A 15,039-nucleotide genomic window follows, 5' to 3' on the forward strand; every position below is an offset into this window, starting at 1 on the left:
ATCGAGATGGCAGGTGAACCGGGTGAAGACGCGACCACGCTGGAAGAGGCGCGACGGGAAGCGAAGCACTGCCGCCGATGCCCGCTGTGGCGCAACGCCACCCAAACGGTTTTCGGCGAGGGTCCGGGCGATGCGGACGTGGTGTTCGTCGGCGAGCAGCCCGGCGACCAGGAGGACATCGCCGGCGAGCCGTTCGTCGGACCGGCGGGCAGGATGTTCGACGCCATTCTCGACGAAGCCGGCATCGAGCGGAAGAAGGCCTACGTCACCAACGCGGTAAAGCATTTCAAGTTCGAGCCGCGCGGCAAGCGCCGCATCCATTCCAAGCCCAATGCCGGCGAGGTCCGCGCCTGCTATTGGTGGCTGGACAAGGAACTCGGCCTCATCCGGCCGAAACTCGCGGTGGCGCTGGGGGCGACCGCGGCCCTGGCGCTGCTCGGCAAGGCGGTCGCCGTCACCAGGCAGCGGGGCCAGGTCATGGAAACCTCAAACGGCCTTCGGGTGTTCGTCACCATCCACCCGTCCTTCATCCTGCGCATCCGCGAACCGGCGGACAAGGCGGCCGAGCGGGACCGTTTCCTGGACGATCTCAGGGCCGTGAAGGCATTGCTGGCTTAAGCAGTCCCGTGCCTAGCGCACCAATATCGCGCGAAGATCGTTGACATTGGTGCCTGTCGGCCCCGGCACGAACAGGTCGTCGACGGCGTTGAAGGCCGTCCAGGCGTTGTTGCCGGCGAGCATGGCCTTGGCATCGACGCCCTCGGCGAGCATGCGCCGGACCGTCGAGCCGTCGCAGAAGGCGCCGGCATTGTCTTCCGAGCCGTCGATGCCGTCCGTATCGGCGGCCAGCGCATCGATGCCTTCCACTCCGGCGATGCCGATGGCGAAGGCGAGCAGGAATTCCGAATTGCGGCCGCCCTTTCCCCCCCCTCTGCCAACAGGGGCGCGCAGCGTCACCGTCGTCTCGCCCCCGGACAGGAGCAGGACCGGCTTCCTGAACGGGCGGTCCTTGCCCGCGATCTCGCGGGCGATTGCCGCATGGACGGAGCCGACCTCGCGCGCCTCGCCCTCGATGGAATCGGACAGGATGACCGCCTCGACGCCGAGCCGCCTGGCTTCGGCGGCCGCCGCTTCCAGCGATACGCCGGCGGAGGCGATGAGGTGCACTTCGTTGCGGGCAAAGCGCGGATCGTCGGGCCGGGGCGCATCGGCGGCGGGCGACTTGATGTGCGCCATCACCGCCTCCGGCAGCCGGATGCCGTAGGCGGCGATGAAGTCGAGCGCGTCCTGCCGGCTGCCCTCGTCGGGCACGGTCGGACCCGACGCCACCAGCGCCGGGTTGTCGCCGGGAATGTCGGACACCACCAGCGACACTACCCGGGCCGGGAAGGCGGCGGCGGCCAGCCTGCCGCCCTTTATGGTCGAGACATGCTTGCGGATGGTGTTCATGGCGGCGATCGGCGCGCCGGAGGCGAGCAGCGCCTCGTTGACGGCGACCTCGTCGGCCAGCGTCATGCCATTGGCCGGCGACGGCAGCAGCGCCGAGCCGCCGCCCGAAATCAGCGCCACCACCAGGTCGTCCTCGGTCAGCCCCGAAACCTTGTCGAGCAGGCGCCGCGAGGCATCGAGCCCGGCGAGATCTGGGACCGGATGCGCCGCCTCGATGATCTCGATGCGCTCGCATTTCGTGCCGTAGCCGTAGCGGGTGACGACCAGCCCGTCGATCGGCCCGTCCCAGGCCTTCTCGAAGGCCGCCGCCATCTGCGCGGAGCCCTTGCCGGCGCCGATGACCACGGTGCGCCCCCTCGGCTTCGCCGGCAGGTGGTCGCGGATGGTCTTTTCAGGATCCGCTGCCGCAACCGCGGCAGTGAAGATCGAGGTCAGGAACGATTTCGGATCGAGGTTCATTTTGCCTCCGCCAAGCCGTCGCACGGTTTGTACGACAGGACCGGCCGGGTCAAGCATGAAGGTCAGGCAATGGCACCAAGATCGCTCTTGGCCGGCCTGCCGGCAACATAGACCTCGCGCACCGCCCGGTCGTCGCCCAGCGTCTGCAGCAGGAAAAGCTCCTCGGCGAGCGTGCCCACCGTTTCCATGCGAAGCCGCATTCCCGGCGTGGCGGCCGAATCCAGCACGACGATATCGGCGTCGGTGCCCTGTTCGAGCGTGCCCACTTTGTCGGCCACGGACAAGGCCTCGGCATTGCCGCGCGTCAACTGCCAGAACGATTGGAACGGGTTCAGTTTTTCGCCGTTCAGGGCGATCACCTTGTAGCCCTCGTCCATGGTGCGCAGCATGGAATAGTTGGTGCCGCCGCCGACATCGGTGGCGGTGGCGATCCTGAGCGGCTTCTCGCGGCGGCGAAAGCGCTGGTAGTCGAACAGGCCGGAGCCGAGGAACAGGTTCGACGTCGGGCAGAACACGGCGACCGAGCCGCTGTCCGACAGGGCGTCCGCCTCGCGCTCGGAGAGGTGGATGCAATGGCCGAGCAACGTCCTTTGCCCCAGCAGGCCGTAGCGGTCGTAGATGTCGGTATAATCCTTGGCCTGCGGGTAAAGCTCGCAGGTATAGGCGATCTCGGCGTGGTTCTCCGACAGATGCGTCTGCACATGCAGGTCCGGGAATTCCCTGGCCAGCGTCCCGGCCATTTCCATCTGCTCGGGACTGGAAGTGATGGCAAAGCGCGGCGTGATGGCGACATGCTGGCGGCCTCTGCCGTGCCATTCGCCGATCAGCGCCCTGGTGTCGTCATAGCCCGATTGCGGCGTGTCGAGCAGGCCATCGGGCGCGTTGCGGTCCATCATCACCTTGCCGGCGATGTTGAGCATGTCGCGGGCGTGGCTTTCCTCGAAGAACGCCTCCGCCGAGGCCTTGTGCACCGAGCAATAGGCTGCGACCGTGGTGGTGCCGTGGCGCACCATCTCGTCCAGGAACAGGCGCGCGATGCGGCGACCGTGCTGGGCGTTGGCGAACTTCGTTTCCTCGGGAAAGGTGTAGGTGTTCAGCCAGTCGAGAAGTTCCGCGCCATAGCTGGCGATAACCTGCATCTGCGGGAAATGCACATGCGCGTCGATGAACCCCGGTAGGATCAGGTGCGGCCGGTGGTCGATCCTTTTCGTGCCTTCGCCCGCCTGCCTTTCGACTTCGGCGTAAGGTCCGGCGGCGACGATCTTTCCGTCCCGGAGCAGCAGGCCACCGTCTTCCTCATAGGCATAGGCGGCATGGTCGTCGATACTTTCAGGCCAGCGCAGGAAGGAAAGCGTGCGGCCTCGCAGGAGGGTGTCGGCTACCATAGGACACCCCCACCCCTAACCCCTCCCCACAAGGGGGAGGGGGATCCCTTCGCCGATCGAGGCAAGTCGTGATTCTGTCCAGCGTAACGGCACCCGAATCCCCCTCCCCCTTGTGGGGAGGGGCTAGGGGTGGGGGTCATTTTCGTAATCATGCTATTTCCCCGCCTCCTCGAACCACGCGACCAGAAGTTCCCGTTCCTTATCGCTGATCTGGGTGACGTTGGCCGGCGGCATGGCGTGGCTCCTGCCGGCCTGCAGGTAGATTTCGCGGGCGTGAGCGGCGATCCCCGCGTCGTTGTCCAGGATCACGCCCTTCGGCGCATGGTAGACGCCTTCATAGGACGGCTCGGCCGCGTGGCACATGGCGCAGCGGCCCATCACCGTGTCGCGCACGGCCGGGAAATGAGCGGAAGCGACATAGATGTTTTCAGCCGAGGAAGTCTTGACCTCCCCGGTCAACACCTTCGGCACCGTCGACAGCCAGATAACGATGACGAACAGGATGGCGGTGACGAGCCAGGTCCAGGTCGGGTTGCCCTTGCGGGCGTGGTGGGTGTTGAAATAATGCCGGATCAGCACGCCCATCATGAACACCAGCGAGGCGATGATCCAGTTGAACTGGGTGCCGAACGCCAGCGGATAGTGGTTCGACAGCATCAGGAACAGCACGGGCAGGGTCAGGTAGTTGTTGTGCAGCGAGCGCTGCTTGGCGATCCTGCCGTATTTCGGGTCGGGCTTGCGGCCGGCGATGAGGTCGGCCACGACGATCTTCTGGTTCGGGATGATGACCATGAAGACGTTGGCCGACATGATGGTGGCGGTGATCGCGCCAAGGTGCAGGAAGGCGGCGCGGCCGGTGAACAGGTGCGTCAGCCCCCAGGCCATGAACACCAGGATGACGTAGAGCAGGATCATCAGGCCGGTGTCGGCCCTGCCGATCAGGAAGCGGCACAGGATGTCATAGACCAGCCAGCCGCCGGCAAGGCAGGCCAGCGAAATAAGGATGCCGACCGGCACCGACACGTCGAGCACGTTGGGGTCGATGAGGAAGAGGTCCGCGCCGGCGTAATAGACGATGACGAGCAGGGTGAAGCCCGACGCCCACGTCATGTAGCTTTCCCACTTGAACCAGGTCAGGTGCTCCGGCATCTCGGCCGGCGCCACCAGGTATTTCTGGATGTGGTAGAAGCCGCCGCCGTGCACCTGCCATTCCTCGCCATAGGCGCCGGCCGGCAGGCCGGGCCGCTGCCGCAGGCCGAGGTCGAGCGCGACGAAATAGAAGGAAGAGCCGATCCAGGCGATGGCGGTGATGACGTGCAGCCAACGCACCGCAAAGGCCAGCCAGTCCCAGAATATCGCAAAATCGAGCATGAGCATCCTCCCTCCCCGAATTTCGCGACATTACGGCCTGACGCGCAAACGAAAAGAGGCAGCGTACACGATGACTTTCAAAAAAAGTTAGAAAATACTACGCTGACTGTTACGCTACCGCTATGTGCCACGAAACGAGCTCCCATGGCCTATCTCGACAACATCTCCGTCTTCGTCCGCGTCGTGGAACTGGGTAACCTGTCGGCGGCCGGACGCGACATGCGCATCTCACCGGCCGTCGCCTCCAACCGCATCAAGGAACTGGAAAAGCACCTGGGCGTGCGGCTGTTCAACCGCACCACGCGCCAGTTGATGCCGACCGAGCACGGCACGGTGTTCTACACCGGGGCCAAGCGGGTGCTGGAAGCCATTTCCGAGGCCGAGGCCGCCGTCGGCACGCTTTCCGGCCAGCCGCGCGGCACCATCAAGGTCACGGCGCCGCTGGGGCTGGGGCGGCGGCTGATCGCTTCCGGCATTCCCGAATTCCGCGACAAATATCCCGACATCGAGGTGCGGCTCAGGCTGTCGGACCACAATGTCGATATCATGAAGGAAGGCATCGACGTCGCTTTCCGGCTCGGCATCATCGAGGATTCCTCGCTGCGCCTGCGCGGCATCATGGAGTGCGAGCGGGTGCTGGCCGCCGCCCCGGCCTATCTGGACGCGCGGGGCGAGCCGGCGAGCCCGCAGGAGTTGCTCGGCAACAGGCATGACTGCCTGATGCTGCGCTATCCCGGCAGCCGCGAGTTCTACTGGATGCTGCAAATGCCGGAAGGGCCGCACAAGTTCGAGGTGCACGGCCCCTTCGACACCGACGACGGCGACGTGCTGACCGGCTGGGCGCTGGCGGGGCGCGGCATCATCAACAAGCCGCGCTTCGAGATCGAACCCTATCTGCGCGACGGCCGGCTCAAGGTCATCCTGCGCGATACGCCGCCGACACCGGTCCAGTTCGCCGCCGTCTACCCGCACAAGAAATTGCAGGACCCCAAGATACGCCTGCTGCTCGACTTCATGGCCGAGCGCTGCCAGCGGCTGATCAAGGAAGTGCTGGCGGGAAAATAGCCGCGCTCCTCAAGGAACCAGAAGGCGTGCCGGGCATTGTTGGAGGGACGGGTCGGCCAGGCTGATTTCCGTGCCAAATCGCCATGGAGCGTTCGAATGCCAAACCATCCCACCCATAACGACCTCAAATCCAACGCCAAGAAGGTTTCGACCGAAATCCTCAACGCCCGGCTCGCGGATGCCATCGATCTCGCGCTCATCACCAAGCAGGCGCACTGGAACATCAAGGGACCGCAGTTCATCGCCATCCACGAGATGCTGGACACCTTCCGCACGGATATCGACGTCCATGTCGACACCATCGCCGAGCGCGTGGTGCAGATCGGCGGAACCGCGCTCGGCACCTCGCAGACGGTGGTCAAGGCATCGCCGCTCAAGCCCTACCCGACCGACATCTACACGACCAAGGATCATCTGACAGCGCTCATCGAGCGCTATGCGGTCGCGGCCAACAACGCCCGCGCCGCCATCGACGAGACGGACGAGGCGGGCGACGCCGACGCCGCCGACATCCTCACCGCCTATTCGCGTTCGCTCGACAAGGCGTTGTGGTTCCTCGAAGCCCACACCCAGGAAAAAGAATAGACGGCCGCCCGGCGGTGGTCAGCGCGCGGCGTGCCCGACGGGCGCGGCATGAAGCGCCAGTGCCGTCATGATCTCGGCGGCGGCAAGGGCCGCGATGACCGCCGGGCGCTTGTCCTTCACCGCCTCGCCGCCGATCGGCGAGACGAGGCGCGAGAACTCCGCCTCGGTGCCGCCGGCCGTCTTCAGGAACCAGCTCCTGAACGTGGCTTTCTTGGTCTTGGAGCCGATCATGCCGACATAGGTCGCGTCGCCGCGCTTCAGCGCTTCGGCCACGATCAGGAAATCGAGCGCGTGGTCATGGGTCAGCACCGCGAAGGCCGAACCGGCGGGTGCGGCGCGCACCACTTCCTCGGGCATCGGCGTAAGCCGCGTCTCGACCCCCGGCGCTACCCCTTCCAGTTCGTCCGCGCGCGTTTCCACCACCACGGCATGCACCGGCATCAGCGCGCAGGCGGCCGCCATCGCCTTGCCGACATGGCCGCCGCCGAGGATGTAGAGATGCGGCAAGGCGCCCTCCTCGGCCTCGGCCCTTTCCACCTGCGCGGAAGCGACCGCTGACGTTCCGGGCCGGATCGATACTTCCACCCGGCCGCCGCAGCACTGGCCGATTTCCGGGCCGAGCGGGATGTCGAGGGTCGTCCCGTGCACGGCCTCGCCCTCGAAGCCCGACTTCAGCATCTGCCGCGCCTTGTCGATCGACATGTATTCGAGCTGGCCGCCGCCGATGGTGCCATGCGTGGCCGTCGGCGAAACCAGCATCGCGGCCCCGGCTTCACGCGGGGTCGAGCCCTTGGTCGCGGCGACCTCGACGACCGCGAAGCGGTCGGCGCGGGCAAGAAAATCCTTCAGGTTCTTTACGGCCATGCTCATGTCCAGCCTCCAACCGGAATGCTGCACTTTCCAATATAGTCCTTGAACGCCGGCTGCGCTATTTCGCAGCCACCTTCTTCATTCTCTCCACCGCCATCAGCACCCGCTCCGGCGTCGCGGGGGCGTCGAGGCGCGGGCAGACCTTGTGGTCGGCGACGCTCGCCACCGCGTCCGCCAGCGCGTGCAGCACCGACAGGCCGAGCGGCAGCGGGGGCTCGCCCACCGCCTTGGAGCGGTGAACGGTCGGCTCGTAGGCTTCCGACCAGTCCGTCAGCGCAACGTTGAAGATCTTCGGCCGGTCGGAGGCGAGCGGAATCTTGTAGGTGGACGGCGCATGGGTGCGCAGGCGCCCCTTGCCGTCCCACCACAGTTCCTCCGTGGTCAGCCAGCCCATGCCCTGGATGAAGCCGCCTTCGACCTGGCCGAGGTCGATGGCCGGGTTCAGCGAACGGCCGGCATCGTGCAGGATGTCGGTGCGCTCGACCACATATTCCCCGGTCAGCGTGTCGATCGACACTTCCGAGCATGCCGCGCCATAGGCGAAGTAGTAAAAGGCATGGCCCATGCCCTTGGCGCGGTCCCAATGGATTTTCGGGGTCTTGTAGAAGCCCGCCGCCGAAAGCTGGACGCGCGCCGTATAGGCCTGCAGCACCAGTTCGTTGAACGAAATCTCCTGGTTGCCGACGCGCACGCGGTTGGGCAGGAACACCACCTGGTCCTTCGGCACCTGGTGCGTCTCGGCAGCGAAGTCGATCAGCCGGTCCTTGATCTGGCGCGCCGCGTTCTGCGCCGCCATGCCGTTCAGGTCGGCGCCAGAAGAGGCCGCCGTCGGCGAGGTGTTGGGCACCTTGCCGGTGGTGGTGGCGGTGATCTTCACCCGCTCGATGTCGATCTGGAACTCCTCGGCCACCACCTGCGCCACCTTCATGTGCAGGCCCTGCCCCATTTCGGTGCCGCCATGGTTCATGTGCACCGAACCGTCGGTATAGACATGCACCAGCGCGCCGGCCTGGTTGGAATCGGTACGGGTGAACGAAATGCCGAACTTGACCGGCGTGAGCGCGATGCCGCGCTTGATGAAACGGCTGTTGGCGTTGAAGGCCGCGATCTCGCGGCGGCGGCCGGCATAGTCGCAACTTTCCTCCAGTTCAGCGACGATGCGCTGGATGATGCAGTCCTCGACCTTCTGGTGATAGGGCGTGACGTCGCGGCCGGCGCGCTTGTCCATCGGGTCATAAAAATTCAGCTTGCGGATATCGAGCGGGTCCTTGCCCACCGCGAAGGCGATCTCATCGATGACCCGCTCGGCGCCGACCATGCCCTGCGGGCCGCCGAAACCACGGAAGGCCGTATTCGACACGGTGTTGGTGAACAGCGGCGCCGACCTGGCGTTGACCGCCGGGTAGAAATAGGTGTTGTCGCAGTGGAACAGCGCGCGGTCGCCGACCGGACCCGAGAGGTCCGCCGAAAAGCCGCAGCGTAGCGCGTAGGTATAGTCGATGCCGAGGATGCGGCCCTCGTCGTCGAAGCCGACATCGTAGTCGATGGCGAAGTTGTGCCGCTTGCCGGTCGCGGTCATGTCCTCGTCGCGGTCGAGGCGCAGCTTGACGGCGCGGTTGTGCTTCTTGGCGGCGATCGCCGCCAGCACCGCCGTCTGGTTGGCCTGCGTTTCCTTGCCGCCGAAGCCGCCGCCCATGCGGCGCACCTCCACCGTCACCGCGTGGTTGGGCACGCCGAGCGCATGCGCGATCATGTGCTGGGTTTCGGTCGGCCCCTGCGTCGAGCAATGGACGGTCACCTCGTCGTCCTCGCCGGGCACCGCCAGCGACACCTGCCCCTCGAGATAGAAATGGTCCTGCCCGCCGAGTTCCATGCGGCCCTTGATGCGGTGCGGCGCGGACGCAAGCGCCTTGGCCGCATCGCCGCGCTTCAGGACCATCGGCGTGGTGACCTGCCGGGCGGTTTCCACGTCGAGGTCATATATGTCGATGATCGGAGGCAGTTCCTCGTAGTCGATCTTGGCAAGGCGGGCGGCGCTGCGCGCCTCGGCCCGCGTACTGGCCAGCACGACGAAGACCGGCTGGCCATGGAACAGCACCTCGCCGTCGGCCAGGATGGGATCGTCGTGCATGCCGCTCGGCGAAACGTCGTTTTCGCCGGGAATGTCCTTCGCCGTCAGCACGTCGATGACGCCGGGCGCCGCGCGCACCGCCGACAGGTCCATCGACTTGATGCGGCCGTGGGCGACCGTGGAAAGGCCGAGGCCGAGATGCAGGGTGCCGGCCGGCTCGGGAACATCGTCGATATAGATCGCCGTGCCGCTGACATGCTTATGCGCGGAATCATGGCTGAGCTTGCTCGCGACGCCGCCGGTGATCTTCGCGGCCTTCAGGTTGGGAGTGTGCTTGGTCATCATGCTGCCTCGTGCCGGGAAACCTGCACCGGTCCCTTGAAACCGGACGTCTCCGCATGAAAGCGCAGCAGCAGGTTGCGCGCCGCCATCGACCGATAGTCGGCTGTCGCGCGCATGTCGGTCAGCGGCTGGAAGTCGCTGGCATATTCGGCCATCGCCGCGACCACCGTTTCTTCCGTCCACGGCTTGCCGGCGAGCGCCTTCTCGACGGCGGACGCCCGTTTCGGCGTCGCCGCCATGCCGCCGTAGGCGATGCGGATTTCGGCGACCGTGCCGTCCCTGGCCAGCCGCAGGAAGAAGGCGCCGAGCGTCGCGGTGATGTCCTCGTCGCGCCGCTTGCTCACCTTGTAGATGGCGAAACGGTCGCCTGGCGAGGGCAGCGGCACCGTCACCCTCTCCACGAATTCGCCCGGCTGGCGATCCTGCTTGCCGTAGGCGATGAAGTATTCTTCCAGCGGGATCGTGCGCCGCTGCTTGCCCTTGCGCAGGGTGAGCATGGCGCCGAGCGCGATCAGCGGCGGCGGCGTGTCGCCGATCGGCGAGCCGTTGGCGATGTTGCCGCCGATGGTGCCCATGTTTCGCACCTGCTCGCCGCCGATGCGCTCCACCAGGCGGCCGAGCGGGGGAACGTGCCGCGAAAGCGTCGACAACGCCTCCGAATAGGTGACGCCGGCGCCGATCTCCAGTTCGCCGTCCCTGTGCGTGATCGTGCGCAGCCCGGCGAGGTTGCCGATGAAGACGACCGGGGAAATATCGCGCATCTGCTTGGTCACCCACAGGCCGACATCGGTCGAGCCGGCGACCACGGTGGCGGCGGGCTCGGCTTCCAGCACGGCGGCGAAATCGTCCACGTCGGCCGGCACGACCAGCCGCTTCCTGCCCGATCCGACCTCGACGCGAGCGCCGGTGTCGAGCGCCTTCAGCCGCGCCGTGATCGCCTCGCGCTCCCGCCGCAGCGGGTCGCTCTCGGCCTTGCCGTAACTGGAAATGGCGCGCGCGGCGCGCATGATCGCCTCATAGCCGGTGCAGCGGCACAGATTGCCCTGCAGGGCCTTTTCGATCGCCTCGTTGGAGGGATTGGCGTCACGCATCCACAAGCCGTAGAGAGACATGACGAAGCCCGGCGTACAGAAGCCGCATTGCGAACCGTGGAAATCCACCATCGCCTGCTGCACCGGATGCAGCTTCGCGCCCTCGCCGGCAAGGTGCTCGACGGTGACGACATGGCAGCGGTCGAGCGAGCCCATGAAGCGGATGCAGGCGTTGACGCTCTCGTAGACGAGGCCGTCCGCCGTCAGCTTTCCGACCAGAACGGTGCAGGCGCCGCAGTCGCCTTCCGCGCAGCCTTCCTTGGTGCCCTTGAGGGAACGGGAAAGACGCAGCCAGTCGAGCAGCGTCGCGTCAGGCTCGACATCGGAAACGGCGACATTCTCGCCATTGAGAATAAAGCGCAACTCGGTGCGCGGCTCTAGCTTCGGCATGGTTTCAGCTCCCCCTATAGGTAGAATAGCCGTAGGGCGAGACAAGCAGAGGCACGTGATAATGTACCGCTTCGGCCAGCCCGAAGCGAAGCGGTATCGTGTCGAGGAAGGCGGGCTGCGGCAGGGCCACGCCCTGTCCCCGCAGGTAATCGCCGGCGGCAAAGACCAGTTCGTACTCACCGGGGGCGAACGCATCGCCCGCCAGCAGCGGCGCGTCGCAGCGGCCATCGGCGTTGGTGACAACCGTCTTCAGGAGGATACGGCTGTCGCCCGAAAGGCGGAACAACTGGATGGAAAGGCCGCCCGCCGGCTTGCCCGTCGCCGTGTCCAGCACATGGGTGGTCAAGCTTCCCCCACCGGATCCGGTCTGCCCCATCTTCTGGCCTCCTCCCTGCCGTCCTCATTCCCAACTGGAAACTGTGCGCCATTTAAGAGCCTAGCAGAAGGCGTGGTCGAGCGCCTGGCTCCAAAAACACTTTCAAAAATTTCGAGGGAATGTCATCGACCCCTTTGGCCTATCCTGAGCCATAATTTTCGGTGGGAGCGGAAATCCATGCGTTACCAGAGAAACATGCGCGGCTACGGCGCCAACCCGCCGGACCCGAAGTGGCCCGGCGCAGCGCGGGTCGCGGTGCAGTTCGTCGTCAACTACGAGGAAGGCGGCGAAAACTGCATCCTGCATGGCGACGCGGCCTCGGAAGCGTTCCTCTCCGAAATCACCGGCGCCTTGCCCTGGCAGGGCATGCGGCACTGGAACATGGAATCGATCTACGAATACGGCGCGCGCGCCGGCTTCTGGCGCCTGCACCGCCTGTTCGGCGAACAGGGCGTGCGCCCAACCTGCTACGGCGTCGCCAGCGCCCTCGCCCGCGCGCCCGACCAGCTCGCGGCGATGCAGGAAGCCGGCTGGGAAATCGCCTCGCACGGGCTGAAATGGATCGACTACCGCAACCACTCCGTCGAGGACGAGCGCCGCGACATCGAGGAGGCGATCCGCCTGCACACGGAAGTCACCGGGGAGCGCCCGACCGGCTGGTACACGGGCCGCAACTCCGACAACACGGTGCGGCTGGTGGCCGAACAGGGCGGGTTCGCCTATTGCTCCGACACCTATGACGACGACCTGCCCTACTGGCTCGACCATGACGGCCACGGCAACCCGATGCAGCCGCTGCTCATCATCCCCTATACGCTCGACGTCAACGACATGCGCTTCGGCATCCAGGCCGGCTTCTCGAACGGCGAGCAGTTCTACACCTACATGAAGGACAGCTTCGACACCCTCTACCAGGAGGGGATCGAGGGGCGGCCGAAAATGATGACCATCGGCCTGCACTGCCGCCTGATCGGCCGGCCCGGCCGTTTCGGCGCGCTCAAGCGCTTCATCGAATACGTCAAGAGCCATGACAAGGTGTGGCTGCCGCGGCGCATCGACATCGCCGAACACTGGCACGAGCACCATCCGTACGAAGCGCCGGTATTGCGGCCCTCGCGCATGGATCGCTCCGATTTCGTCAAGACCTTCGGCGGCGTCTTCGAGCACTCGCCGTGGATCGCCGAGCGCGCTTTCGACTTCGAACTGGGAACCGTGCACGACAGCGCTGGCGGCCTGCACAACGCGCTCTGCCGCGCCTTCCGCTCGGCCACCGAGGCGGAACGGCTCGGCGTGCTGAAGGCCCACCCCGATCTTGCCGGCAAGATCGCCATGGCCAAGCAGCTCACCCCGGAATCGACGAAGGAACAGGCCTCCGCCGGGCTCGACATGCTTACCGACAAGGAACGCGAGCTGTTCTCAAGGCTCAACGCGGCCTATGTCACCAGTTTCGGCTTCCCCTTCATCATCGCCGCCAAGGGCCGCAGCAAGGAGGAAATCCTTGCCGCTTTCGAAGCCCGTATCGGCAATGACCGAGAAACGGAATTCAGGACCGCCTGCCGCGAGGTCGAGCGGATCGCCCTGCTTCGCCTCAAGGACATGCTGCCAGGCTGAGCGTCGCCGCGACGCCCCGTAACGAAAAGGAACAAGAAATGGCCGGACGCACCTATTACGCCCCGACCGGCGGCCTGCCGCCGCAGACGCAGCTTCTGACCGACCGCGCCGTGTTCACGGAGGCCTATGCCATCATCCCCAAGGGGACGATGAGCGACATCGTGGCAAGCCTGCTGCCGAACTGGGAGAAGACCCGCGCCTGGATCATCGCCCGGCCGCTGTCTGGTTTTGCCGAGACGTTCTCGCAATACATCATGGAGGTGCTGCCCGGCGGCGGCTCCGACCGGCCGGAGCCGGATGCCGGGGCGGAAGGCGCGATGCTGGTGGTCGAGGGGCAGCTGACCATCACGCTCGACGGCAGAAAGCATACGCTTGCGCCCGGCGGTTTCGCCTTCATCCCGCCGGCGAGCAACTGGCAGGTGCGCAACGAAGGCGGCGTGCCCGCGCGCTACCACTGGATCCGCAAGGCCTACGAATATGTCGACGGCCTTGCCGCGCCGGACCCGGTCTTCGCCAACGAAGCCGAGATCGAGCCGGCGGCGATGCCCGACACCAACGGCGCCTGGGCGACGACGCGCTTCGTCGATCCGGCCGACCTGCGCCACGACATGCACATGACCATCGTGACGCTGAAGCCCGGCGGGGTCATCCCCTTCGCCGAAACGCATGTCATGGAGCACGGGCTCTACGTGCTGGAAGGCAAGGCGGTCTACCACCTCAACCAGGACTGGGTGGAGGTCGAGGCCGGCGACTTCATGTGGCTGCGCGCCTTCTGCCCGCAGGCCTGCTACGCCGGCGGGCCGGGCAATTTCCGCTACCTGCTCTACAAGGACGTCAACCGCCACCCCAGGCTCGGCGGCTTCGGGCGCTGACCATGAGCCGCATCATCGCCCAGCCCCTGACGCGCGAGAATTTCGCCCCGTTCGGCGACGTGATCGACACCAACGGCGACAACCACTACCCGATCAACGAGGGCAAGTGCGAGCGCTACCATGCGCTGGCGCGCGCCGAGGCAGGCGGTCCGGGCGGCCATGTCATCATCAACCTGTTCAAGGGCACGCCCTACGCCTTCCCGCTAATGCTTTCGATGGTGGAGCGTCATCCTTTCGGCAGCCAGGCCTTCATCCCGCTGTCGCCGCGCCCGTTCCTGGTCGTGGTCGCACATGACGGGCCGGACGGCCCGACCGCGCCGAGCGCCTTCGTCACCGCGCCGGGGCAAGGCGTGAACTATCGCCGCAACCTGTGGCACGGCGTGCTGACGCCCATCGGCGAGCCGCAGGATTTCGTCGTGGTCGACCGCGGCGGCGACGGCTCCAACCTCGAAGAGTTCTATTTTCCGCGTCCCTACGAAATCCACCTGCCGGAGGGGTTCGGCTCATGACGGACATTTCGCTGATCGACCGCCTGCTCGACGTCATCGAGAACGACATCGTGCCGAAGACGGCGGAGGGCGTGGCCGAGGGCAACAAGCTGTTCGGCGCGGCCATCCTGCGCAAGGACGACCGCTCGCTGGTGCTGGCCGAGACCAACAACGAGACCGAAAACCCGCTCTGGCACGGCGAAGTCCATTGCCTGAAGCGCTTCTACGAGATGCCGACGGCCGAGCGCGTCGACACGAAAGACGCCATCTTCCTCGCCACCCACGAGCCCTGCTCGCTCTGCCTGTCGGCCATCACCTGGACCGGCTTCGACAATTTCTACTACCTGTTCTCGCACGAGGATTCGCGCGATTCCTTTGCCATCCCCCACGATCTCAAAATATTGAAGGAAGTTTTCACGCTCGATCCCGGCGGCTACAACGCCGAGAACGCCTATTGGAAAAGCTTTTCCATCCGCAAGCTGCTGCGGTCGCTTCCCGACGCCGAGCGCCAGCGGCTGGAAGCGCGGATCGGTCGGATTTCCGCCCGCTACGACGCCCTGTCCAGCCAGTACCAGGCAGGCAAGACCGACAACGACATTCCCCTGAACTGACCG

At 65.8% G+C, this 15,039-nt stretch carries 14 protein-coding genes; 7 read left to right on the plus strand and 7 right to left on the minus strand.

All coding sequences use genetic code 11. The features are described from left to right. Positions 1-6: 6 nt before the first annotated feature. Entirely contained in the window at positions 7-618 is a 612-nt protein-coding gene (locus tag ACFOHJ_RS21415; protein WP_378224549.1) for a UdgX family uracil-DNA binding protein, read from the plus strand. Positions 619-630: 12 nt separating this feature from the next. Here the strand turns inward: ACFOHJ_RS21415 and ACFOHJ_RS21420 are convergent, their stop codons facing one another. The 3 genes from ACFOHJ_RS21420 to ACFOHJ_RS21430 all read right to left on the minus strand — a co-directional run bounded on the left by ACFOHJ_RS21420 (position 631) and on the right by ACFOHJ_RS21430 (position 4,664). Then, on the minus strand, positions 631-1,908 hold the full coding sequence (locus ACFOHJ_RS21420; protein ID WP_378224552.1) for a glycerate kinase type-2 family protein: 1,278 nt from the start codon (positions 1,906-1,908) through the stop codon (positions 631-633). Positions 1,909-1,970: 62 nt separating this feature from the next. Further along, positions 1,971-3,293: a guanine deaminase gene (guaD, locus tag ACFOHJ_RS21425; RefSeq protein ID WP_378224553.1), complete on the minus strand. Its 1,323-nt coding sequence runs from the start codon at positions 3,291-3,293 to the stop codon at positions 1,971-1,973. Positions 3,294-3,446: 153 nt separating this feature from the next. Continuing rightward, positions 3,447-4,664 carry a urate hydroxylase PuuD gene (locus tag ACFOHJ_RS21430; RefSeq protein ID WP_378224555.1) on the minus strand — a complete coding sequence of 406 codons (1,218 nt, stop codon included), beginning with the start codon at positions 4,662-4,664 and terminating at the stop codon, positions 3,447-3,449. A gap of 144 nt (positions 4,665-4,808) precedes the next feature. Here ACFOHJ_RS21430 and ACFOHJ_RS21435 point away from each other — a divergent pair, with 144 nt between their 5' ends. Together ACFOHJ_RS21435 and dps are read left to right on the plus strand one after the other, a co-directional pair. Then, a complete protein-coding gene (locus ACFOHJ_RS21435) occupies positions 4,809-5,729 on the plus strand; it encodes a LysR family transcriptional regulator (RefSeq protein WP_378224558.1) in 921 nt (306 codons plus the stop codon). A gap of 96 nt (positions 5,730-5,825) precedes the next feature. Further along, on the plus strand, positions 5,826-6,314 hold the full coding sequence (gene dps, locus ACFOHJ_RS21440; protein ID WP_378224559.1) for a DNA starvation/stationary phase protection protein Dps: 489 nt from the start codon (positions 5,826-5,828) through the stop codon (positions 6,312-6,314). An 18-nt stretch (positions 6,315-6,332) separates the two neighbouring features. Here dps and xdhC read toward each other — a convergent pair whose 3' ends face one another. From xdhC to uraH, 4 genes are read right to left on the minus strand one after another with little or no spacing between them, the layout of a single operon-like run. Next, positions 6,333-7,184 (minus strand): xanthine dehydrogenase accessory protein XdhC, encoded by an 852-nt coding sequence (gene xdhC, locus ACFOHJ_RS21445; RefSeq protein WP_378224562.1) that lies wholly within the window; start codon positions 7,182-7,184, stop codon positions 6,333-6,335. A 58-nt stretch (positions 7,185-7,242) separates the two neighbouring features. After that, the gene (gene xdhB / locus ACFOHJ_RS21450; RefSeq protein ID WP_378224735.1) at positions 7,243-9,597 is read right to left on the minus strand and encodes a xanthine dehydrogenase molybdopterin binding subunit; all 2,355 of its coding nucleotides are present in this window, start codon (positions 9,595-9,597) and stop codon (positions 7,243-7,245) included. After that, a complete protein-coding gene (xdhA, locus tag ACFOHJ_RS21455) occupies positions 9,597-11,078 on the minus strand; it encodes a xanthine dehydrogenase small subunit (protein WP_378224564.1) in 1,482 nt (493 codons plus the stop codon). Before xdhA ends, xdhB begins: the two co-directional genes overlap by 1 nt. A 4-nt stretch (positions 11,079-11,082) precedes the next feature. Then, positions 11,083-11,454 carry a hydroxyisourate hydrolase gene (gene uraH / locus ACFOHJ_RS21460; RefSeq protein ID WP_378224567.1) on the minus strand — a complete coding sequence of 124 codons (372 nt, stop codon included), beginning with the start codon at positions 11,452-11,454 and terminating at the stop codon, positions 11,083-11,085. Between the two features lie 177 nt (positions 11,455-11,631). Here uraH and puuE point away from each other — a divergent pair, with 177 nt between their 5' ends. From puuE to ACFOHJ_RS21480, 4 genes are read left to right on the plus strand one after another with little or no spacing between them, the layout of a single operon-like run. Further along, positions 11,632-13,065, plus strand: coding sequence for an allantoinase PuuE (gene puuE, locus ACFOHJ_RS21465; protein ID WP_378224569.1), 1,434 nt, complete (start codon positions 11,632-11,634; stop codon positions 13,063-13,065). A 38-nt stretch (positions 13,066-13,103) separates the two neighbouring features. Then, the gene (locus tag ACFOHJ_RS21470; RefSeq protein WP_378224571.1) at positions 13,104-13,937 is read left to right on the plus strand and encodes a bifunctional allantoicase/(S)-ureidoglycine aminohydrolase; all 834 of its coding nucleotides are present in this window, start codon (positions 13,104-13,106) and stop codon (positions 13,935-13,937) included. Between the two features lie 2 nt (positions 13,938-13,939). Then, complete coding sequence (locus ACFOHJ_RS21475) at positions 13,940-14,446, plus strand: ureidoglycolate lyase (protein WP_378224573.1); 507 nt, start codon at positions 13,940-13,942, stop codon at positions 14,444-14,446. Further along, positions 14,443-15,036, plus strand: coding sequence for a nucleoside deaminase (locus ACFOHJ_RS21480; RefSeq protein WP_378224575.1), 594 nt, complete (start codon positions 14,443-14,445; stop codon positions 15,034-15,036). Before ACFOHJ_RS21475 ends, ACFOHJ_RS21480 begins: the two co-directional genes overlap by 4 nt. Positions 15,037-15,039: the final 3 nt, after the last annotated feature.

The organism is Aquamicrobium soli (assembly GCF_042646345.1).
Taxonomy (GTDB): domain Bacteria; phylum Pseudomonadota; class Alphaproteobacteria; order Rhizobiales; family Rhizobiaceae; genus Mesorhizobium; species Mesorhizobium soli_A.

What these genes read in the sequence shown, in the direction of transcription:
- ACFOHJ_RS21415 (WP_378224549.1), top strand. Translation starts at nt 7, where the DNA reads ATGGCAGGTGAACCGGGTGAAGACGCGACCACGCTGGAAGAGGCGCGA.
- ACFOHJ_RS21420 (WP_378224552.1), bottom strand. Translation starts at nt 1,908, where the DNA reads ATGAACCTCGATCCGAAATCGTTCCTGACCTCGATCTTCACTGCCGCG.
- guaD (WP_378224553.1), bottom strand. Translation starts at nt 3,293, where the DNA reads ATGGTAGCCGACACCCTCCTGCGAGGCCGCACGCTTTCCTTCCTGCGC.
- ACFOHJ_RS21430 (WP_378224555.1), bottom strand. Translation starts at nt 4,664, where the DNA reads ATGCTCGATTTTGCGATATTCTGGGACTGGCTGGCCTTTGCGGTGCGT.
- ACFOHJ_RS21435 (WP_378224558.1), top strand. Translation starts at nt 4,809, where the DNA reads ATGGCCTATCTCGACAACATCTCCGTCTTCGTCCGCGTCGTGGAACTG.
- dps (WP_378224559.1), top strand. Translation starts at nt 5,826, where the DNA reads ATGCCAAACCATCCCACCCATAACGACCTCAAATCCAACGCCAAGAAG.
- xdhC (WP_378224562.1), bottom strand. Translation starts at nt 7,184, where the DNA reads ATGAGCATGGCCGTAAAGAACCTGAAGGATTTTCTTGCCCGCGCCGAC.
- xdhB (WP_378224735.1), bottom strand. Translation starts at nt 9,597, where the DNA reads ATGACCAAGCACACTCCCAACCTGAAGGCCGCGAAGATCACCGGCGGC.
- xdhA (WP_378224564.1), bottom strand. Translation starts at nt 11,078, where the DNA reads ATGCCGAAGCTAGAGCCGCGCACCGAGTTGCGCTTTATTCTCAATGGC.
- uraH (WP_378224567.1), bottom strand. Translation starts at nt 11,454, where the DNA reads ATGGGGCAGACCGGATCCGGTGGGGGAAGCTTGACCACCCATGTGCTG.
- puuE (WP_378224569.1), top strand. Translation starts at nt 11,632, where the DNA reads ATGCGTTACCAGAGAAACATGCGCGGCTACGGCGCCAACCCGCCGGAC.
- ACFOHJ_RS21470 (WP_378224571.1), top strand. Translation starts at nt 13,104, where the DNA reads ATGGCCGGACGCACCTATTACGCCCCGACCGGCGGCCTGCCGCCGCAG.
- ACFOHJ_RS21475 (WP_378224573.1), top strand. Translation starts at nt 13,940, where the DNA reads ATGAGCCGCATCATCGCCCAGCCCCTGACGCGCGAGAATTTCGCCCCG.
- ACFOHJ_RS21480 (WP_378224575.1), top strand. Translation starts at nt 14,443, where the DNA reads ATGACGGACATTTCGCTGATCGACCGCCTGCTCGACGTCATCGAGAAC.